The organism is Corynebacterium sp. L4757 (assembly GCF_043673995.1).
Lineage (GTDB): Bacteria > Actinomycetota > Actinomycetes > Mycobacteriales > Mycobacteriaceae > Corynebacterium.
In genome coordinates this window covers 427,728-448,344 of the sequence record NZ_JBIMEN010000001.1, presented here as the reverse complement: position 1 = coordinate 448,344, position 20,617 = coordinate 427,728, and the positions used below count along the sequence as shown (strand labels likewise).

General features: G+C 54.2%; 21 protein-coding genes. 15 read left to right on the top strand and 6 right to left on the bottom strand.

From position 1 onward, the window contains the following. Positions 1-62: 62 nt before the first annotated feature. Positions 63-2,048, bottom strand: a complete 1,986-nt coding sequence (locus tag ACG98I_RS02065) for a choice-of-anchor I family protein (protein ID WP_394717922.1) — start codon at positions 2,046-2,048, stop codon at positions 63-65. Between the two features lie 185 nt (positions 2,049-2,233). Here ACG98I_RS02065 and ilvA point away from each other — a divergent pair, with 185 nt between their 5' ends. From ilvA to ACG98I_RS02045, 4 genes are read left to right on the top strand one after another with little or no spacing between them, the layout of a single operon-like run. Next, positions 2,234-3,535: a threonine ammonia-lyase IlvA gene (ilvA, locus tag ACG98I_RS02060; RefSeq protein WP_394717920.1), complete on the top strand. Its 1,302-nt coding sequence runs from the start codon at positions 2,234-2,236 to the stop codon at positions 3,533-3,535. Then, the gene (locus tag ACG98I_RS02055; RefSeq protein ID WP_394718065.1) at positions 3,528-4,172 is read left to right on the top strand and encodes a YigZ family protein; all 645 of its coding nucleotides are present in this window, start codon (positions 3,528-3,530) and stop codon (positions 4,170-4,172) included. Before ilvA ends, ACG98I_RS02055 begins: the two co-directional genes overlap by 8 nt. Before the next feature lie 24 nt (positions 4,173-4,196). Beyond that, on the top strand, positions 4,197-4,439 hold the full coding sequence (locus ACG98I_RS02050; protein WP_394717918.1) for a hypothetical protein: 243 nt from the start codon (positions 4,197-4,199) through the stop codon (positions 4,437-4,439). Further along, positions 4,411-4,809 (top strand): RNA-binding S4 domain-containing protein, encoded by a 399-nt coding sequence (locus tag ACG98I_RS02045; RefSeq protein WP_394717916.1) that lies wholly within the window; start codon positions 4,411-4,413, stop codon positions 4,807-4,809. Before ACG98I_RS02050 ends, ACG98I_RS02045 begins: the two co-directional genes overlap by 29 nt. Positions 4,810-4,819: 10 nt before the next feature. Here the strand turns inward: ACG98I_RS02045 and ACG98I_RS02040 are convergent, their stop codons facing one another. From ACG98I_RS02040 to ACG98I_RS02020, 5 genes are all read right to left on the bottom strand, one after another. Continuing rightward, a complete protein-coding gene (locus ACG98I_RS02040; RefSeq protein WP_394717915.1) occupies positions 4,820-5,818 on the bottom strand; it encodes a GTP pyrophosphokinase family protein in 999 nt (332 codons plus the stop codon). A gap of 15 nt (positions 5,819-5,833) precedes the next feature. Then, positions 5,834-6,448 carry a hypothetical protein gene (locus ACG98I_RS02035; protein WP_394717914.1) on the bottom strand — a complete coding sequence of 205 codons (615 nt, stop codon included), beginning with the start codon at positions 6,446-6,448 and terminating at the stop codon, positions 5,834-5,836. Positions 6,449-6,531: 83 nt separating this feature from the next. Next, positions 6,532-7,971 carry an exonuclease domain-containing protein gene (locus ACG98I_RS02030; RefSeq protein WP_394717912.1) on the bottom strand — a complete coding sequence of 480 codons (1,440 nt, stop codon included), beginning with the start codon at positions 7,969-7,971 and terminating at the stop codon, positions 6,532-6,534. 28 nt (positions 7,972-7,999) lie between these two features. Beyond that, positions 8,000-10,357: a glycogen debranching protein GlgX gene (gene glgX / locus ACG98I_RS02025; RefSeq protein WP_394717910.1), complete on the bottom strand. Its 2,358-nt coding sequence runs from the start codon at positions 10,355-10,357 to the stop codon at positions 8,000-8,002. Positions 10,358-10,395: 38 nt separating this feature from the next. Next, entirely contained in the window at positions 10,396-10,956 is a 561-nt protein-coding gene (locus ACG98I_RS02020; RefSeq protein ID WP_394717908.1) for a TetR family transcriptional regulator, read from the bottom strand. 223 nt (positions 10,957-11,179) lie between these two features. Here ACG98I_RS02020 and ACG98I_RS02015 point away from each other — a divergent pair, with 223 nt between their 5' ends. From ACG98I_RS02015 to hisI, 11 genes are all read left to right on the top strand, one after another. Continuing rightward, positions 11,180-11,875 carry a hypothetical protein gene (locus ACG98I_RS02015; RefSeq protein ID WP_394717906.1) on the top strand — a complete coding sequence of 232 codons (696 nt, stop codon included), beginning with the start codon at positions 11,180-11,182 and terminating at the stop codon, positions 11,873-11,875. A gap of 28 nt (positions 11,876-11,903) precedes the next feature. Further along, on the top strand, positions 11,904-12,452 hold the full coding sequence (locus ACG98I_RS02010; protein ID WP_394717904.1) for a hypothetical protein: 549 nt from the start codon (positions 11,904-11,906) through the stop codon (positions 12,450-12,452). Positions 12,453-12,537: 85 nt separating this feature from the next. After that, a complete protein-coding gene (gene hisD, locus ACG98I_RS02005) occupies positions 12,538-13,845 on the top strand; it encodes a histidinol dehydrogenase (protein WP_394717902.1) in 1,308 nt (435 codons plus the stop codon). A gap of 66 nt (positions 13,846-13,911) precedes the next feature. Continuing rightward, complete coding sequence (locus ACG98I_RS02000) at positions 13,912-15,024, top strand: histidinol-phosphate transaminase (protein ID WP_394717900.1); 1,113 nt, start codon at positions 13,912-13,914, stop codon at positions 15,022-15,024. 2 nt (positions 15,025-15,026) lie between these two features. Further along, positions 15,027-15,629, top strand: coding sequence for an imidazoleglycerol-phosphate dehydratase HisB (hisB, locus tag ACG98I_RS01995; protein WP_394717898.1), 603 nt, complete (start codon positions 15,027-15,029; stop codon positions 15,627-15,629). Between the two features lie 173 nt (positions 15,630-15,802). Further along, positions 15,803-17,170, top strand: a complete 1,368-nt coding sequence (locus ACG98I_RS01990; protein WP_394717896.1) for an MFS transporter — start codon at positions 15,803-15,805, stop codon at positions 17,168-17,170. Positions 17,171-17,172: 2 nt separating this feature from the next. Then, positions 17,173-17,808, top strand: a complete 636-nt coding sequence (gene hisH / locus ACG98I_RS01985; RefSeq protein ID WP_394717894.1) for an imidazole glycerol phosphate synthase subunit HisH — start codon at positions 17,173-17,175, stop codon at positions 17,806-17,808. Positions 17,809-17,823: 15 nt separating this feature from the next. Continuing rightward, on the top strand, positions 17,824-18,609 hold the full coding sequence (gene priA / locus ACG98I_RS01980) for a bifunctional 1-(5-phosphoribosyl)-5-((5-phosphoribosylamino)methylideneamino)imidazole-4-carboxamide isomerase/phosphoribosylanthranilate isomerase PriA (protein ID WP_394717892.1): 786 nt from the start codon (positions 17,824-17,826) through the stop codon (positions 18,607-18,609). Beyond that, positions 18,606-19,397, top strand: coding sequence for an inositol monophosphatase family protein (locus ACG98I_RS01975; protein ID WP_394717890.1), 792 nt, complete (start codon positions 18,606-18,608; stop codon positions 19,395-19,397). The genes priA and ACG98I_RS01975 overlap by 4 nt, the downstream gene beginning before the upstream one ends. 62 nt (positions 19,398-19,459) lie before the next feature. Next, the gene (gene hisF, locus ACG98I_RS01970) at positions 19,460-20,224 is read left to right on the top strand and encodes an imidazole glycerol phosphate synthase subunit HisF (protein WP_394717888.1); all 765 of its coding nucleotides are present in this window, start codon (positions 19,460-19,462) and stop codon (positions 20,222-20,224) included. Continuing rightward, positions 20,221-20,616: a phosphoribosyl-AMP cyclohydrolase gene (gene hisI / locus ACG98I_RS01965; RefSeq protein ID WP_394717886.1), complete on the top strand. Its 396-nt coding sequence runs from the start codon at positions 20,221-20,223 to the stop codon at positions 20,614-20,616. Before hisF ends, hisI begins: the two co-directional genes overlap by 4 nt. Position 20,617: the final 1 nt, after the last annotated feature.

Genomic DNA, 20,617 nt, shown 5'->3' with positions numbered 1-20,617 from the left:
AATGTAGCAGGCCTACCTGTATCGCGATAGTCAAAAGAGAAACTTTCCACACCACATCACTTTTACAGGTGTGCGTTCACCTGCGCGCGAATATCAGCTGGCAAGACGTTGAGCAGCTGCTCCTTCAAGCCAGGAACAACGGCTACTGCGCCAACAACTGCAGCCAGGACAGCAGCGATAGCTACGACAACGCCACCCGCGAGGGCAGAACCGGAATCTGAGTTAGAGCCCTGGTTAGAACCATCAGCGGAACTGTCGTCGGAACCATTGCCGGAGCTTGGGGTCTCATCATCGGTGTTGTCATCGCCTTCATCCAGCAGGTCTTCAATCTGGTAGACGGTGGTGGTGCCGGAAACCTCATTGCCCACAACCAACAGGTGCTCATTATTAGGTGAGTCTTCCTTATTGATGAATGCAAAGCCCTCAGGACCCAAGTCGCCAGCTAGCTTGGTGGACTCATAGTTTTCATCATCATATTCAACAGTGAAGTCACGGTTGTTGACGTAAGTTTGGTACTTGGCATTTGCTGGGTCGGTTACATCGTAGACGTAGATGCCGCCGACGCGCTCAGCGCCGATGAAAGCAAAGGTGCGGTCACCAATCTGACCAATGGTCAACGCCTCTGGTTCTGGGCCCTTGTTATCAGAGCGGTCGTCAAAATCCGGATCTTCGTTATCCGCATTGTGGTGGAAGACGCCTGCAGCATTCAAGGATGCGGTGACTTCTTCGAACTTCGAACCGGAGTCAAAGACTACGTTGCCTTGTGCATCGTAGATAGAGAAGGAACGGGAGCCATAGGCATATAGCTCGTCGAAGCATTCTTCCTCAGCATTCCAGCCGGAAGCATTGGACAGCTTCAAGTTGCCAGCAACTTCCTTTTCAGCAAGTGCTTCCAGATCAACATCGCCGAGTGCACCTTCGCACACTAGGCCATCTTCCACGGCGTCAGCCAGCTCGATTTCATCGGTGTAAACACCGGAGCCGCCGTCTTCTTCTTCCACGCCCCACTCGCGTGCGTCGCCTTCATTCGCGGTAGCGAAGTAGGTCTGGCCATTAGCGGTGAATGCATGGATGGAGTCTGGCATGCTCAGACCCTTGACCGGGATGGTGCGCAGTTCAGCGGCGTCATCCTTGTTGGAAGGGTCAATAGCAACCTGGGTGTGGTCAGCGATGTGTGCTGGCACGATATTCTCGACGGAAGCGGAGGCGATGTCGATGATGGCGATGGCGTTGTTCTCCTGCAATGTGACAAACGCCTTGCCATTTGCGGAAGCTACGTACTCTGGCTCCAGGTCTAGTGATGGCTGATTGTGGTGATCTTCTGGGCCGAAGATGCGGATGTCCTCGTGCAGTGCACCTGGTGCGTCGAAGGCCTCGAAGCCAGCGGTGCGAACATCGCCCTGGGCAGCAGCGGCAACGGTCTCCGGCAAAGCGATAATAGATACGGAACCGGCTGGATCCTCTACATAAGCGGTGCCCTCAGTGTTGAGCTCATTGGAAGGCTCTCCCTCATTAGCAACCAGTGCGTAATGGCCTTCTTCGGTAATGTGCACGTTATCTGGCAAGGAGCCAATGCTGACACGGCCGAGCTCAGCAGAGTCTAGGTCTTCTGCAGCGACATCAAAGAAGAGAGCTTCGCCAGCGAGCAACTTATTGGACTGCTGAACCGCAGCGATAGCCAGGCCGTCTTCACGCACCGCAACGGAGTTAATCTCCTTATCGGCGCCAGCAGAAACAGAACCGATCTTGGTTGGTGTCTCTGGGTTGGAAGCATCCAAAACATCAATCTGGCCAGACTGAGCATTAACCACCAGGATGCGTTGGGAATCAGCGTGGTAAGCAACGATTTCTGCAGCAGAAACGCCCAGTTCGCCGGATGCGTAGTTTCCGATTGGCGCCATGTTGATCGTTGCATCAGCAGCGGAATCAGTGTGAACGTTATCAACGATTCCGTTGAAATCCTGTGCATTGGCAACAGCAGGGGAGATGATCCCGCCGGTGAGGGCAACAGCAGCGCACAGGGAAATAGCGCGACGACGAATGGACATTAACAGCTCCTTGGGGATAGTTATAAATTTCCTGTATGGTGACTGAGATATCTTCGCGTCTAAAAATGATGTCATGGCAACATTTAGATGGAGTGTCTGTGGCCGAAAGGTAAAATTCATATGAATTTGATTTTCCTGGGGGCAACGCCACCATCACAGAGTGTGAGGTATTAAAATGCTTGGTCATGAGTACTAACCAGAAGGTCAATGCAGAAGAATTCGTCCCAGTTCGCGCAAGCGACATTCAGCTGGCACAAGCACGAATTTCTTCTGAGATTGCGCCGACGCCGCTGCAGTACTGCCCGCGGTTGTCGGAACAGACTGGTTGTGACGTCTTTTTGAAGCGCGAAGACCTCCAAGGAGTACGCTCCTACAAGATCCGCGGCGCGTTCTTTTCCATCTCCAATCTCACTGATGAAGAAAAGGCCGCGGGAATTGTAACGGCATCGGCAGGCAACCATGCTCAAGGCGTGGCCTATGCCTGCAGCACCATGGGTATCAAGGGTAAAATCTATGTTCCAGGGCCGACCCCGAAGCAAAAGCGCGACCGCATCATGGTACACGGCGGCGATTCAGTGGAACTCGTTGTCACTGGTGCAAACTTTGATGAAGCGGCGGCCGCTGCCCGCGAAGACGCCGCAGCACGTGGCGCGACATTCATCGAGCCTTTCGATGCGCGTGACACTGTCATTGGGCAAGGCACCGTTGCCGCTGAGATCATCTCGCAGCTGTCCGCACAGGGCCGTTCCTTAGATACCGTGGTCGTTCCTGTCGGCGGCGGCGGATTGCTGGCGGGTATCACCAGCTATCTCGCTGATATGGCGCCGCGCACCAGCGTGATTGGTATTGAACCGGCTGGTGCGGCATCACTGACTGCGGCGCTAGAGGCTGATGAGCCAGTCACCTTGGAAGCCGTTGACCCCTTCGTTGATGGTGCGGCTGTCAAGCAAATCGGCAAGATCCCTTATGCCATCTTGGACGCTAACCGCGGCCGTTTGCACTGGGATACCGTCACCGAAGGTGCCGTGTCCACCGAGCTGCTAGAGCTATACCAAAATGAAGGCATCATCGCTGAGCCTGCCGGTGCGCTGTCCGTTACAGGTCTCAGCAAGGTGAGCCTGCGCCCAGGCTCGACCGTCGTGTGTGTAATTTCTGGCGGCAATAATGACGTTCTGCGCTATGCAGAAATTATGGAGCGCTCTCTGGTGCACCGTGGCCTTAAGCATTACTTCTTGGTGAACTTCCCGCAAGAGCCAGGCCAGCTGCGTGATTTCTTGTCCAATATTTTGGGCCCGAATGATGACATCACGCTCTTTGAATACCTCAAGCGCAATAACCGTGAAACCGGTACCGCCCTGGTGGGTATTGAGCTGGGTGAGGCAAGTGGCATTGATGGCCTACTGGAGCGGATGGGAGAATCCCGCATTGATTGCCAGCAATTGAAGCCGGGCACCCCGGAATATGACTTCTTGGTGGCAAGTGCATAATACTTATACCCGTCCCGCTGCTGATGCGGCAGTGGAGCATGAAATAGAGATCAAGCGCTCGCGCTTTATCTGCCTGATCGCGCGGGTTACCGATGATGAATCCGCCCGCGCTTTCATTGATGAGGCACGCCAGCGTTTCCCCGATGCGCGCCATCATTGCTCAGCGTATATCTACCACGTGGAAGATTCGCATCCGGTGGAGCGTTCCTCTGATGATGGGGAACCTTCTGGCACAGCCGGCAAACCCATGCTGGATGTGCTCAAAGGTTCCGGCATGATGGATATCGCCGCGGTAGTCATCCGCTATTTCGGTGGGGTCAAGCTAGGCGCTGGGGGACTGGTCCATGCTTATGGTGGTGTGGTCAGTGAAGCCATGGAATTCGTGGAACCAGTAGAGCGCAGCATTCGCAAGCTTTATACCCTGAACGCCCCGCATGCGGAGGCCGGCCGCTGGGAAGCTGAATTACGCAACCGTGGCTATGATGTCCTCGGCGTGGACTATGCGTCCATGGCTACCATGACCCTGGCAGTTGCGCCAGGTGGGGAAATAGAACTTTTTGATACGATCGCGGCATTAACCCAAGCTAGTGCGGAAGCTAAAGAAGCTGGCACCCAATGGGTGGAAATAGCGAAGTAGCAATAATCGATTAGGATAGATCCCATGACAATGCAGCCCCGTCCGAATAACCCTATTGAGCTGAAGAAGCAGAAAGTCCGCAAGCACGCGCGCAACGGTGTTATCTCTGTTGTTGCTGGTGTGGGCGGTGGCCTTCTTGCTGGGTTGGTTCTGGTTGGTAGTTCCTGGTTGTGGCTCTCAATCGGTCTGGTCGTCGCTGTTGTTGGCGGTGTGTCTAATTGGATGAAGATTCAAAAGATTGTCAACGAAAATAACAGCGGATACTGATGGCCTTCCCGTACGCATTGATGCCTGGATTTGGGCCGTGCGTATGTTTAAAACCCGCGGTGAAGCAGCCGATGCCGTACGTGCAGGGCATGTAAAACTCAACGGTAATGCCGTAAAACCTGCCCAGCAGGTTGTGCCTGGTGACCGCGTTCGGGTGTGGAAGAACCATCATGAATATGATTTAGAAATCCTGCGCACCGTCCGCAAACGCGTTGGTGCGCCCGTTGCGCGTACCTGCTATACCGATCACGCACCACCGCCACCACCGAAGCAATTTATGCCTGCGGTACCCAAGCGTGATCCGGGCACGGGGCGTCCCACTAAGAAAGAACGCCGAGATATGGAGAAATTCCTCGGCCGGCGCCGCTAAAAGGTAGCCGTTAGCTGTCCTTGGTGTGCAGAGCCCGCAGTGCTTTCAGGCGTGCATTAAGACGCTGACGGCGGTCCCGGCGGGTGCCGGAATCACCGGTGGCCTCAATATGTTCTTTGCCAAAGCGGTTGAGCAACAAGTCATCAATCAGACGTACTTGGCCAGGGCGGAAGCGGTATTTCATCGCTTCATGAACTAATTCAATGTCACGTTCATCCAAGAGGTTTTCCAACTGGCCGAGCGTGGTGATGCCATTGGATTCCAACAGCTCAGTCAACCAGCGATAATGTTCAGAGCGTGAGCGCGGGAAACGCTGATTGAGCAATACCGCCAGAATGCCCGGTAGGGTTTCGGCCGAGATTTCCAGATCAGAGTCGGTGTCCTCATCCGGGTCTTTGAGCGCAGCGATTTCATCAAATTGATTATCTGCCAGCTCAATCAAACCAGCCGCCAAGGTAAAGAGACGGTCTACCTGCGGGGAAAGCTCACCCGGTCCTTGCTTATAGCGGATGTCATGTTCAAATTCTGCCCAGGCATGCTGCAGCACGGTGCGGATTTGGACCTCAAACCGCATTCCCACAAATGCAGCGAGGTCTTCCATGTCTTCAGTCACCCGCAACACTAGGTGGTGCGAGCCATACCCGAAACCGCCAGCCACGCGGGTTTCGGCGGCTTTATCCACGGACTTGATCACTTCAAAGGAATCACCAAAGACCGTGATTGCTTCGGGAATCACGGTGGAGTGAAAGACCGACACCCGCACGCCGATGATGTCTTGAATGTCATCCCATGGATGCGGGTACATGTACTCACCCGCAGCATTGCGCTTCTTGGCTTTAGCCTTCAAAGAGGGCCAGCCTTTCACACGCGCTGCAACGCGGTCGAAGATGATGCCGGCGTCATTGAGTAGGTCTTCGATGGCATCCCGAAAGTCGCGCGCTGCCCGTGGGTTGGCGCGGACCCACTCGTGATACTGATTGCTCAGCTTGGAGATGGGGGATTCAGCCATGAGGATCGACTCTCCTTAATTATTAATGCAGGATGTGCCACGATACTCCTGTGGAAATCCATGTGCCCATAATAACGGGAATCGGGCAGGGCCACGCAGCGAAGCAGCAATGATGGACACAGCTTGTGCCGGGACATCAATGAAAGCCAACAGTGATTGTTTCTTGGTTAAAACATATACCAGGGTCTGTGCACGAGTAATCCGCAATAGATGACGGTGCAGGATGCTAAAAGTTTGCGGGTGCGCCAGCCAGCAAGAAATATCAGCGCCGCGTACTTTTACCTCCAGCCCGGGAGGGGCATCTACACCTAGCAGCGTGGATGCACATCGAGTAGAAAACTCGATGCCGGCAGGGGTCCGTGCAGCGCGTTCTAGATTGATGGCAGAGAAATCCCATGCAGTATGAATGCTTAGACCCAAGCTATCCAAGCTGCGTTGACTCAGATTGAGCCCGTCGCATTGGAGCCCCAACCGCAATGAAGGTGACAGCGCCAACGTTGCGAGCTCATCTGAGAAACCATCTTCAGATCGTGGCCGGGAATCCACCCAGTCTTTCGGGTGAATGACCGGGCGCAAACCCTTCGGCGATAGGGCAGGGGCATAAGAGATATCAATGAGTTCAGCGAGCATGGTCTACGTCTCCTCGTGGAAGGCATCTAATGGTGATGCCTTAATAGACTGGCTCGCTTCCCTAAAGGTTCCTTGAGTAAGGACTAGAACGGTGGTTCGGTTTCTAGATCAAGTACTTCAAAGAGCTTGGCGGCAGGCCACACATCAATGCCTTGGCCTTTCTCATTGAGCTCATCAGCACGCTTTTCCTTACTGGTTTTGCTTGCCCACTCACCAATGACCAAGATGGTGGTCTTCTTGGTCACGTTCTTTGCCACCTGGCCACCAAAGTGTGCGATGCCATTCCACAGCACGCCTTTATCGAAAGGATCGAAATCACCAGTCAAAACCACGTTGTGGCCATAAAGCGGTGAGTTTTTATCCGCATCAGCGTTTGGCTCTGGCACCTTATCCGGTGTTGCCACCGACTCCCACGGCGCTGGGCGGCGTTGCGGCTTGTCCTTTGCTTCTTCCTTGCCCGTTTTCGTGGCTGGCTCAGGATCTTGTGCGGCCCATGGGTCAGTGGAGGTGCGGTCGCGGAAATCAGTTCCGGCGCCGAGGTCCTCTGGTGAAATCGGTGCAGTATCTTTGCGCAGCACGGGCATGATGTGCTCGGGCGTCATTTCACCCAGCGTGAAGCCTTGTGCGTCGAAGACATCGCGCACAGTCCACTGACCGCTGGTGGCACCGAATGCGGGTGCTAGGGCAGAGACGATATGACCGGCCGCGCGGGCATCAGCGAGCGCGTCATGGTGCGTGAAGTCGCCAAAGTTAACGGCCTTTGCCACCGTTGGCAGTTTATGGTTGGCAACGGAGAGCACTTTGCTTTTCGATGCAAACCTGGCCAAAGCCAATGAACATGCCAGATTGATCTCTGGTACCGGTATCTGCGAACGCAAAAATGCTGAACGCAGGGCGGTGGAATCGAATTGCGCATTATGCGCGACCAACACGTCACTGCGCATAAAGGTCAGCAGCTCTCCGGCGGCTTCAGCAAAAGTGGGAGCGTCTTTCACATCATCTGCGGTAATGCCGTGGATAGAGATATTTATGTCATCAAAATGGTCGATTCCTTCTGGTGGGCGGCACAGCCACACTTGGGATTCGGTCTCTTGGCCATCGACAAAGCGCACCGCACCAATCTGGCAGATTGATGCCCAGTTGCCATTAGCGGTCTCCACATCCACGGCCACGAAGTCCAGGCCAGGTGTGAGTCCTGCTTTTAGCTCACCAGCGGCAGCACTCGGCGCGGGTGCAGCAGTGGCGGCAGCAGGATCTTTGCGCACATCATTAATCCACTTGGCACACGCTGTCGCGTCCTGGTTGGGAGCAAAGCCGATGTGAAAAGCATCGGCACCAGCCAGATGGATGACCATCTCACCAGCCGAGGTGCTACTTGGCTGCGTGGCCTCAACATCTTCGATGTCTGTGAGCGCAATGGTGCGGCGCAGTTCGCCGGTCAGCGAGGAACTGAGCTGGGAGGGAACATAGACTATCTCGCCTTGCTCGATGGAAATTGAGGCTCCGAGAGTTTTGACCGCCACGGTAGGTGCTCACGCCTTTCTTGCGAAACTATTGCTGATTATCGTGCTCTTTCGCCTGCTCATCGCCAGTGTCATCATCTTCTACTTCCACTTCATTCTGGTCGTCCTGGTTACTTTGGTTGACCATGTCGGACTGGTCAGACTTGACGGTCTGACCAGGCTGCGGTTGAGATTGCAGAACCGACCCAACCGAAAGCCCAGTAGGAGATGCATTTGCTGGTTCATGAACCGGCGGTTCTGTCTGTTTCAAGACCAGAACCGAACGGGGTTGAACTAAAATCGTACCCTCTGCTTGGATAATTACGTCCTCTTTAGGGTAGCCGCCATGATATGCGGTATCGACCATCAGCTGCCATTCGGCGCCCAAATCTTTGGACGGCAGGTGGAACTCAATTTCTTCATGGTGCGCGTTGAACATCATGAGGAAAGAATCATCCTCAATGACCTGACCTGAACTATCACGCTCAGTAATCGCATCGCCATTGAGATACACCATCAATGCCTTGCCAAAGTCATGGTCCCAGTCATCCTGATTCATCAAACGGCCCGACGGCACGAGCCATGCGACGTCGCGGTCACGGACATCTGCGCCCAAAGGTCCGCCAGAGAAGAAGCGCTGGCGGCGAAACACTGGGTGGCGGTGCCGAATGGCAATCACCCGACGGGTGAATTCATGAAGCTCCGCGTGCTTCTCCATCTCCAGTAAAGACCAGTCCATCCACGCTGTCTCATTATCTTGGCAGTAGACATTGTTATTGCCCGCTTGGGAGCGACCCATTTCATCGCCATGCGACAGCATCGGCGTGCCCTGGGAGAGGAGAAGCGTGGTGATGAAGTTGCGCTGCTGCCGGCGGCGAATACGCAGGATTTCCTCATCATCGGTGGGGCCTTCCACACCGTGGTTCCAGGACCGGTTATGACTTTCGCCATCGCGGCCATCTTCGCCATTAGGTTCATTGTGTTTATCGTTATAAGACACCAAATCAGCCAGGGTGAAACCATCATGTGCCGTAATGAAGTTAATGGAAGCAGTAGGACGGCGGCCATTATTGGCATAAAGGTCAGAAGAACCCGTCAGGCGCGACGCAAACTCGCCCAGGGTAGCTGGTTCACCACGCCAGAAATCACGAACCGTGTCGCGGTACTTCCCATTCCATTCGCTCCAAATCGGCGGGAAATTACCCACCTGGTAGCCATTATGGCCAATGTCCCACGGTTCAGCGATGAGCTTGACCTGGCTGACCACGGGGTCCTGCTGTACGAGATCAAAGAAGGTCGCTAGTTTATCCACATCATCCAGCTCACGCGCCAGCGTGGATGCCAGATCGAAGCGGAAACCATCCACGCGCATTTCCTTGACCCAATAGCGCAGCGAATCCATGATCATCTGCAGCGAGTGTGGATGGCGGACATTCAACGAGTTACCGGTGCCGGTGTAATCCATGTACTTGGACTTATCGGAATCGACCAGGCGGTAGTAGGCGTGGTTATCAATTCCGCGGAAGGCAATGGTGGGGCCCAAGTGATTGCCCTCAGCAGTGTGGTTATACACCACGTCCAAAATAATTTCGATGCCCGCGGCATGATAGGCACGCACCATCGATTTGAACTCAGCGACCGCACCACCTGGTGTGCGGTCAGAAGCATAATCTTGCTGTGGGGCAAAGAAACCAAAGGTGTTATAACCCCAGTAATTACGCAAACCCAATTTGCGCAGACGGTCATCCTGCAAGAATTGGTGAACGGGGAGCAGCTCCACCGCAGTCACACCCAAATCTTTGAAATAGTTGATAATCGCTGGATGCGCCATACCCGCATACGTTCCGCGAAGATACTCTGGAACATCTGGGTGCGTCATGGTCATGCCCTTGACGTGGGTTTCATAAATGACGGTTTCGGACTCGGGCGTGCGCGGGCGGCGGTCACCTTTCCAATTGAAATAAGGGTTAATGACCACAGACAACATGGTGTGGCCCAAAGAATCCTCTTCATTGCGGCCACTACCTGCTGGCTCGGCAGTGATGTCATAGGAATACAGCGAAGGATCCCCATCAAAGTCGCCTTCAAAGGAATGCGCATAAGGGTCAACCAATAATTTGCTCGGATCGCAGCGCAGTCCATGCTCCGGATCATAAGGACCATGAATGCGGTAACCATAGCGCTGGCCGGGACCCACGGTGGGCAGGTAGCAGTGCCATACCTGAGCGGTTTCTTCTTCCATCTCAATTCGAACTTCATTGAAGTCCTCATCAATCAGGCACAACTCAACTTTCTCTGCGATATCAGAAAAGATGGCGAAGTTCGTGCCCGCGCCGTCAAAAGAAGAACCCAGTGGATAAGCACTGCCTGGCCACTGTTGCGTGATGGAACCAATTGAAGCCGTCATGCTTCGCTAGCTTAATGCACTAGCTGCAATCTGGCGCTTTATAAAGACCCGTTGGCAGAAGCAGTGACTCCTGCGATGATGAACTCAGCGCCCTGCAAAAGCGCGAAGTCGTGAGAGTCAGATTCACTGGTCGTGCCCTTCTCAGCAGTGGCGGTGAGCTCAGCTAATTGCGTACGGTTTTGATCCATCACCGTTGCGCCCAAAACCAAGTGGATGAGAGTTTGCGCGGCCACATCGCGTTGTAGATCATCAGCACCGGTATCAGATAAAGAATCAGAAAAAATCTTGGTAAGCCGGTTCCATGTCGGCGAGTTGGCTTGGGAGAGTGCTGCGGTCACCAACTCGGCGCCATCGCGGTGCGCAAGCAGAATCGACCGCAGATTCTTCACCAGCTCCATTGTTGATTCACCATCGAGATGGGACACAAAGGATACTGCGATCTCAGCGATGAGGGCTTGTTTATTGGCCACATGCCAGTACAGCGCGCCGGGCACTACCCCCAGTGTGGTGGCGATTCTACGCATGGTCATGTCCGCAAAACCGTAGGAGTCTAGAAGCTCTACTGCGGTGGAAATAATATCGTCGCGGGTTAATTGCACGGTATCTGAGCATACCCAAGTTACCAATGAAGTCTAGAGTGGCATGACGCGTTCATGTTCACAGGTTTCTTTGAGGATTTCTTAAAGGGGTACGAATCAATGAATTGTTAGGATATAACGAACACGAAGCGTGTTGCGATGTATGAGTGTGAGGATTGTTCGTATTTGATAGTCTCACGGCATTCATACCTTGTAGCAAGCAGTAACTAACTCAGGAGAAAACTTGTCTTTTCCAAATCCGTTGAAAAAGCCCGCCCTTGCACTCGCACTGGTTGCACCTTTAGCCCTAGTTGCTTGTAGCTCTGGTGAAAGCGATGAGGAGGCAACCACCACCGCGGCTGCCGCCTCTACCGTCGAAGAAACCTCCGCGGAAGAGACCACTAGTGCGGAAGAAACCACTAGTGAAGAAGCAACTTCTGAGGTAGAAACCGAAGAAGAGACTGCAGAAGAGACCGATACCCAGGCTCAGGCAGCTCCTGAGGAACCAGCGGCACCAGCTGGTGACCCTGCGACGGATGCAGTCGCTGGAAATAATCCACTGCCAACGGAAGACCTACAGCCAGTTGAAGGCGGCCAGCCAGCTGATGAGGCAACGAGCGCTGCGATTTCCGGCCTCGTTGGTGGTTGGTATGAAGCCGAGACCCTACATGAGTGGGTTCGTTACATTCCGGAAAATACCTGTGCCGAGGTTCTAGCGAACACCGAGGGTGCAGGAGACATCGATTACAACGTGTTGCCTAACGTGCCAATGAGCGAGGTCTCCCCAGCATGGGACTCCGCAGGCGTGGAGTCTGTTGATGACTTAGTAGTTAATGGCAATGAAGCTTCCGCAACCGTTACCGTCAACACCGGTGAAGGCATTGACTCCTCGGTGATGAAGTTCCGCAATGAAGAGGGCCGTTGGACGATGTGTAACTAAGCAGATTGTTTAGTTACTCTTAATAGCCGTGGCTTCTATTAAAATTCCCCGTACCGTCGGTTTCGGTGCGGGGCTCATTGCATTATTTATCGCTGTCTATGCCATCTTCGGCGCTCTGTGGGGGCTGTGGCGTCCGACGATGACAGCAACCGCCGTTGAGGGCGGTGGTTTTGCCATTGATACCAGCTCCAATGCGCAATTTCAGGGCTTTGGCACCTTCGTAGTCGCCACCATGTTGCTCGCCGGGGTGTTGTCTTTCGGGGTATTTAAATACGCCAAGTCCCGCCGGAGCCTGTCTACCTTAATCACCATCGGTTTATTGTCAGTGGCGGGCTCTTTGGTCTTTTGGTTAGTCGGCGGTTTCACCGCACCGACCATGCCGGATATTGATGCAGAAGTCGGCAGTGAAATTAGCTGGGCACCAACCTTCAGCCCGCTCTATGGCCTCGCAGCTGCGCCATTTCTTGCGCTGCTGGTCTATTGGTCGGGCTTGTATCTCGTGCTTGATGATTCTTCTGAATCAGACGCTCATTCCGATCGGGTTCCACCAGTTGAGGTGGGCCAGTCAGTGGCCTAAAGGGGAGCTGAACATACAAGCTGTCTAATAGCGGTCGTATGATAGGTTAAAGCACCTAATAAACCGTTGTGGAAAGGCCTGCTCAATGTTGCGTGTCATCGACCTTCGAGGGCGAAATCTGAAGACTTCCCAGCTACGCCGAGTCATCCCGCGCGGCGGCACATCCGTCGCCTCAGTCGTGGAAAAAGTAGCTCCGATAGTGTCAGAGATTCAGCATCGAGGGGCAGAAGCGGCGCTGGAGTATTCAGAGCAATTTGATGGCATCAAGCCAGCAGCCATTCGTGTTCCGGATTCTGCTCTGCAAGACGCCGTGGACACCCTTGATCCTCAGGTCAAGGCGTCTATTGGAACCTCCATCGAGCGGGTCCGCAAGGTCCACGCTGAGCAAAAGCCACAGTCTCACACCACCACGCTGTCTGAAGGTGCCACCGTGACGGAAGTATTCCTTCCTGTGGAGCGCGTGGGCCTGTACGTGCCAGGCGGTAAAGCCGTGTATCCATCATCAGTCATCATGAATACCGTTCCGGCCCAAGAAGCTGGTGCAAGCACACTGGTCGTAGCATCCCCGCCGCAGAAGGAATTCGGTGGATTGCCGCACCCAACCGTGCTCGCGACGTGTGCAATGCTGGGCGTGGATGAAGTCTGGGCTGTGGGAGGCGCGCAGGGTATCGCGCTTTTGGCTTATGGCGATGATGAAGCTGAGCTGGAGCCAGTCGACATGATTACCGGCCCTGGCAATATCTTCGTCACCGCAGCCAAGCGCCTGGTGCGCGGCCTCGTCGGTACCGATGCCGAGGCCGGGCCAACCGAGATTGCCGTGCTTGCCGATGATTCGGCGAACCCCGTCTATGTAGCCTATGACCTGATTTCACAGGCTGAGCATGACCCGATGGCAGCGAGTGTCTTGATTACCGATTCTGAAGAATTGGCGAACCAAGTGTCTGCGGAAATTGAAAAGCGCTACACCGCAACTGCTAATGCCGAGCGTGCAGAAGAAGCCCTGCGCGGCGAACAATCTGGCGTGGTCCTAGTGGATGACCTCGAGCATGGTATTGCCGTAGCGGATGCTTATGCCGCTGAGCACCTGGAAGTTCATACCCGTGACGCCCGTGGGGTAGCGGAGCGAATCAAGCACGCTGGCGCCATCTTCGTGGGCGATTACTCTCCAGTTCCACTGGGTGACTACAGCGCAGGCTCCAATCACGTGCTGCCAACATCCGGCACCGCGCGGTTTAACCCGGGGCTCTCCACGCATACCTTCTTGCGTCCGGTCAATCTCATTGAGTATGACCTCCAAGGCCTGGCAGAGGTTGCAGATGCCGTGGTGAATTTCGCTAATGCAGAAGACCTGCCCGCGCACGGTGAAGCAATTCGCGCGCGCTTTGAATCCTAAATAAAAACTCACCTGGCTTCGCTATCCCAGCTTTGCTACCCAAGCCTTTCTAAGGAGAGCACTTTCATGACTGACACTCATGCTCAGGACGTGACACTCGACGACCTTCCGCTGCGTGATGAATTGCGTGGCAAATCTGCCTATGGTGCACCACAATTGCACGTGGCCTATCAGCTCAACACCAATGAGAACCCTTATCCGCCATCAGATGAACTGATCGCGGATCTCATTGCTGAGATTCGTATGATTTCCCGCGATCTCAACCGCTATCCAGAGCGCGACGCGGTGGAATTGCGTGAATCTTTGGCGCAGTACATCAGCAAGCAAACCGGCGTGGAGATCACCAAGGAGCAGGTGTGGGCGGCCAATGGCTCCAATGAAGTCTTGCAACAGCTGTTGCAGGCTTTCGCAGGACCTGGACGCAAGGCGCTAGGCTTTACGCCTTCTTATTCCATGCACCCGATTTTGAGCTCCGGTACTCAAACCGAGTTCATTGAATGCCCACGCGGTGAAGATTTCTCCATCGATATGGACGCCGCACTGTCTGCGATTGATAAACACTCGCCAGAGATTGTCTTTGTCACCACTCCTAATAACCCAACAGGTGATGTGACGAGCCTGGAAGATATTGAAAAACTCATCAATGCCGCACCAGGGATTGTGATCGTGGATGAGGCTTATGCGGAATTTAGCCCGAGTCCGTCAGCAGTAACGTTATTGGAGAAGTACCCAACTAAGCTCGTGGTCTCAAGGACGATGTCTAAGGCATTCGACTATGCCGGCGGCCGACTAGGGTACTTCATCGCAGCACCAGCGTTTATTGAAGCAGTCATGCTGGTTCGTTTGCCTTATCACCTGTCTAGTCTCTCCCAGGCAGCAGCAATCGTGGCACTGCGCCACAGCGAAGACACCCTGTCCACAGTCGCTAAGATTGCAGCTGAGCGTGACCGCGTTGTGGAGACTTTGGTTAAGCTCGGATATAAGGTTATTCCGAGTGAATCCAACTTCATCTTCTTCGGGCAATTTGAGGATCAGCATGAGATTTGGAAGAAATTCCTCGAACGTGAAGTACTCATTCGCGATGTTGGAGTAACCGGATACCTGCGCGCAACGGTTGGTCTGCCGGCAGAAAATGATGCTTTCTTGGAAGCAGCAACAGTGATTATTAAGGAGAGCTAAAAGTGGCGAATCGGATTGGTGTAGCACAAAGGACTACCTCCGAGTCAGATATCCGGGTTGAGATCAACCTCGATGGCAGTGGTAAATCTGAGATTTCAACTGGACTGCCATTCTTCGATCACATGTTGACGGCTTTTGCTACTCACGGCAGCTTTGATCTCAAGGTCCAAGCAAAGGGTGATGTTGAGATTGATGCGCACCACACGGTTGAAGACACCGCGATTGTTTTGGGCCGCGCATTTTCTGATGCAATTGGGGATAAGAAGGGCATTCGCCGTTTCGGCTCCCAGCTGTTGCCGATGGATGAGGCTTTGGTTGAGGCAGTCATCGATATTTCTGGTCGCGCGTATTACGTGATGAATGGCGAGCCAGAGAACATGGAATGGCAGATCATCGGCGGACACTACGCCACCGTGATTAATCGCCACTTTTTTGAAACCTTCGCCATCCATTCGCAGACCACGCTGCACGTCAATGTGCGTTATGGCCGCGACCCGCACCATATCACCGAAGCTGAGTACAAGGCTGTGGCACGTGCGCTGCGTCAAGCAGTTGAAAACGATCCACGGACAACGGGAGTTCCCTCAACTAAGGGAGCGCTGTAAACTCCGCCATGTATTTGATTGTGTGGTTGATGTTCCTCCTGGCAGGACTTTTGGTGGGAGGCGCATGGGCTGCTTACCAACAAGGTTCTAAATTCTGGACAGCTGTTGCCAGCATTTTGGCACTCGCGGCTACCGCGATGGCAATAGCGTGGATGATAGGAGAGATGCCCTAATTGGCTAAAGATCGCAAGAACGCAGGCAAAAAGAACAAGCTCCACACCGTCGATAGCACCCAAAACCTCAACACACCTGCTCCCAAGATGGGACCGGATGCTTCTCTTGCCCCAGAGAAGATGAGTCTGTGGAAGGTGCCTGGGTTTGCTCCCACGATGGTGGCTGTGGCCGCAGCATTCGGTGCTTGGTCTTTATTGCTGCCTGTGGTGCCAACACAGGTTCTTGAAGACGGCGGTTCAGCAGCTCTGGCTGGTGCATCGACCGGTGTCTTCATGGCCGCAACTGTAGCGACGCAGATTTTCACGCCGTGGATGCTGCGTAAGTTCGGCTATCGCTCGGTGATGGCAGTGTCTGCGTTCATGCTGGGTGTTCCCGCACTGGGGCACCTTTTAGGAACTGATGCCTGGGCTGTGCTGTTATTCTCAGCCCTGCGCGGAACGGGTTTCGGCGCGTTAACAGTTGCTGAATCAGCCCTGATGGCGGAATTAGTTCCGCTGAAGTATCTAGGCAAAGCGACGGGCACGCTGGGTGTCTTTGTCGGTGCCTCGCAGATGGTCTTTTTGCCCATTGGTCTGATGATGTCTTCATCGCTGGGGTATGGAGCCACTTATGCCACCGCCGCGGTTATTGGTGTAATCGCTGTCGGCATGGTCTTTAGAATCCCAGATATCTATGCTCAGCCGGATACGGACGCCGATGGTTCAGTGAGTTCTGAAAGCGCCAAACCACGTGTGTCAATATGGAAGCTTGTTCTGGTCCCAGCACTGGGACTGAGCGCGATTTCCATGAGCTACGGTGTGGTGTCTTCATTCCTGCCGGCCACAGTGACTGATATTGATCCGGTCACCGGTGCAGCACTCGGCGGCGTCATGCTGTCTATCGTGGGCGGTGGCGCGATGATTTCCCGCTACTTCGCGGGCATTATCGCTGACCGTATTGGCGAGCCGGGCCGGTTGTACATTCCGGGCCAGCTGACCTCTTTTGCGGGCATGGCTTTGATGTCAGCGACCATCGTGGGTGGCTGGTCCGTGTGGTGGCTGGTGGTTGCCGCAGCCTTCTTCGGTGCTGGTTTCGGTGTGGTTCAGCAAGAAGCTCTGCTGTCCATGTTCGCGCGTTTGCCGCGCAGCCGTTCTTCAGAAGCTTCCGCATTGTGGAATATCGCCTATGACGGTGGTACCGGATTAGGCTCCATGGTCTTTGCTGGTGTGGTCGCTGGTGCAGGTTATGCCGGCGGTTACGCGGCTGGTGCCGCAGTCATCCTGGTGGGTGCGCTGCTTACTAGCCTCGATAGGTTTATCGGACGCCACCGAATTAGTGAATATGACAATATTAAAACTCGCCTCAAGCGCTTGCGAAAGGAAAAATGAATATGAGCACCAAACACGTCGCCTTATTGGATTATGACGCAGGAAATCTGCGTTCGGCACAGCGCGCGCTTGAGCACGTCGGAGCACAAGTCACGGTGACCTCCGATCCGAAAGTCGCGGTTGAAACCGATGGTCTACTCGTACCTGGCGTGGGCGCTTTTGCTGCGTGCATGGATGGGCTGAATGCGATTCAGGGCCCACGCATCATCGGCCAGCGCTTGGCTGGTGGCCGCCCAGTATTGGGTATTTGTGTGGGCATGCAGGTGATGTTTGATGCCGGCAATGAGCACGGCATCCACACAGAAGGCTGCGGTGAATGGCCAGGTTTAGTTGAGCGTCTTGATGCCGAAGTCTTGCCACACATGGGCTGGAATTCCGTAGAAAAGCACGCGGATTCGGAAATGTTCGCTGGTCTGGATGCTGATACACGTTTCTACTTCGTCCACACTTATGGCGTGCGTGATTGGACCTTAGAAACTGAAATCACGACGCCACCCTTGGTGACGTGGGCACAGCATGAGCAAGATAAGTTCGTTGCAGCAGTAGAAAATGGCCCTATTTGGGCCACCCAATTCCACCCGGAAAAGTCCGGTGAAGCAGGATTGCATTTATTACGTAACTGGTTGGAACAACTCTAGGTAGGATAAGACACCATGACCTTTACTTTATTGCCCGCAGTAGACGTTGTTGATGGCCAGGCTGTTCGCCTGGACCAAGGCGAAGCCGGAACTGAAAAGTCTTATGGCACCCCGCTGGAATCCGCCTTGAAGTGGCAGGAGCAAGGCGCGGAATGGCTGCACTTTGTGGACTTGGATGCAGCTTTTAACCGCGGTTCCAACCATGAGTTGATGGCGGAAGTTATCTCTAACCTGGATATCAAGGTGGAGCTGACTGGTGGTATCCGTGATGATGCATCACTCAAGCGCGCATTGGATACCGGTGTGCAGCGAGTCAACATTGGTACCGCGGCACTGGAGAACCCAGAGTGGATTGCCAAAGTACTGGCAGAACATGGCGATAAGATCGCTGTTGATTTGGCGGTTCGTGAGATAGACGGTGAATGGCGCACTCGCGGCAATGGTTGGGTATCTGATGGCGGAGATCTCTGGGAGGTTCTTGAACGCCTAGATTCGGCTGGCTGCACCCGTTTTGTGGTCACCGATGTCTCTAAGGACGGCACCTTGACCGGCCCGAACGTGGAATTGTTGCGTGAAGTAGCCATGGCAACTGATGCTAAGGTCACCGCATCCGGAGGTATTTCCGTATTGGAAGATGTCACTAATCTTGCGCTCTATGAAAATGAGGGCATTGACTCAGCAATCATCGGTAAGGCTTTGTATGAAGGTCGCTTTGATCTGACCACAGCGCTTGACGCAGTGGCTAAAGTTGAACCATTACCTGAAGAAACCCCAATTGATTTGCTGGAGCAACCCGAATGACCTCACCCCTAGAGCTGGTTGCCATCGCTGAAGCTGTTATTGATGATGTAGAACAGATCTTCATCGATGGTCTTGGCGCACCACCGGCGCGGTTTAAAGGTGAAGGCGACTTCGCCACTGAAATCGACTTGGCAATCGAAGACCATCTGCGTACCGCGCTGACCAACTTCACTGGTCTACCTGTTTATGGTGAAGAAGGCGGCGGGAGCACCGACCTGGGCGAGACCCTATGGGTTGTTGACCCGATTGATGGCACTGCCAATTACGCCGCAGGTAACCCGATGTGTGGAACGGTCATTGCGCTGGTGCACGAGGAAACCCCGATTGTGGCGGTAGCCAATTTCCCACTGATTGGTCGCCGCTTGGTGGCGGCACAGGGAATGGAGTTGCGCAGCCTGGGTGGGCCAAATTCCGGCTTTGGTGGCGGTGCGGAAGCACTTGCTTTTGAAGATTCGCGCGGACATATTGGGTGCTCATCGCATCTTCCAGCTGAACTTTTTGCCGATCTCCGCAATGTCGGACTGCGTCCACGCATGTCCGGTTCGGTCGCATTGGACTCAGCCTTCGTCGCCCAAGGCGTCTTTGATGGGGCCGTGAATTTCTCACCGCATCCGTGGGATAACGCAGCCGGTGCACTCTTTGTGCAGTCTGTGGGAGGCGTTGCTACTGATGCCCAGGGCAACCCGTGGACCACCAAGTCCAAGGGACTGGTGGTAGGTACCAATCAGGTGCATGGAACCATCATTGATTCCATCGAACGCACTGGTGTGGGAACCAAGCAGTCCTAAATATGTGCATGCGTGCATTACTTTAAAATTTTCGAACTTTGTTATAGAAGGAGCCCCGTGTCATGGCTGTGGCAATTCGCGTCATTCCGTGTTTGGACGTTGACCAAGGACGAGTAGTTAAAGGCGTGAACTTTGAAAACCTGCGTGATGCAGGCGATCCAGTGGAATTGGCTAAGCGGTATAACGACTTAGGCGCTGATGAGCTGACTTTCCTGGATGTCTCTGCCTCTAAGCATGGCCGTGGCACGATGTTGGATGTTGTGCGACGTACGGCGGACCAGGTCTTCATTCCACTCACCGTTGGCGGTGGAGTGCGTTCCGCCGATGATGTGCGTGAGCTACTGCGCGCTGGCGCAGACAAGGTCTCTGTGAACACCTCAGCAATCGCACGCCCAGAGCTTTTGCGAGAGCTGGCAGATATCTTCGGTTCTCAGTGCATTGTGCTCTCCGTTGACGCCCGCCGCGCTGCCGACCAACCCTCCGGATTTGAGGTAACCACTCACGGCGGTACTAAGTCTGCCGGCCTAGACGCCATTGAATGGGCTCGCCGCGGTGAAGAACTTGGAGTAGGGGAGATCCTTCTAAATTCCATGGACGGTGATGGCACACGCGATGGATTCGATATCGAGTTGCTTGAAGCCGTACGCAAAGAGGTTTCAGTACCGGTGATTGCATCGGGCGGTGCGGGCAAAGCCGCTGATTTCCCACCAGCGGTGGAAGCTGGCGCCAACGCGGTGCTTGCGGCCTCCATCTTCCACTTCGGTGAAGTTACGATCGAAGAAGTAAAGACCGAGCTTTCTAATTCTGGTTTTGAGGTGCGCGCGTGAGCAATTCCACCAATCCAGCTGAATTCGACTTAGCTCCAGATATTGCCGCGCGCCTTAAGCGCAATGAACAAGGCTTGGTTCCGGCCATTGTGCAGGCAGATTCCGGTGAAGTGCTGATGATGGCATGGATGGATGACCACGCCCTGGCGCATACGTTGATGACGCGTAAAGGCACGTATTTCTCCCGCTCCAGAGATGAGTATTGGGTAAAAGGGGAGACTTCTGGCAATGTGCAAGAAGTAGTTGGAGCTCGGTTGGATTGTGATGGTGACACCATTTTGTTGACCGTGCGCCAGACCGGCGGTGCCTGCCACACCGGGGATAGAACGTGCTTTGATGCAGATGACCTGCTGCACCCTGCTCCGGCACACATCCTTTCCAAGGAGAAGTGAT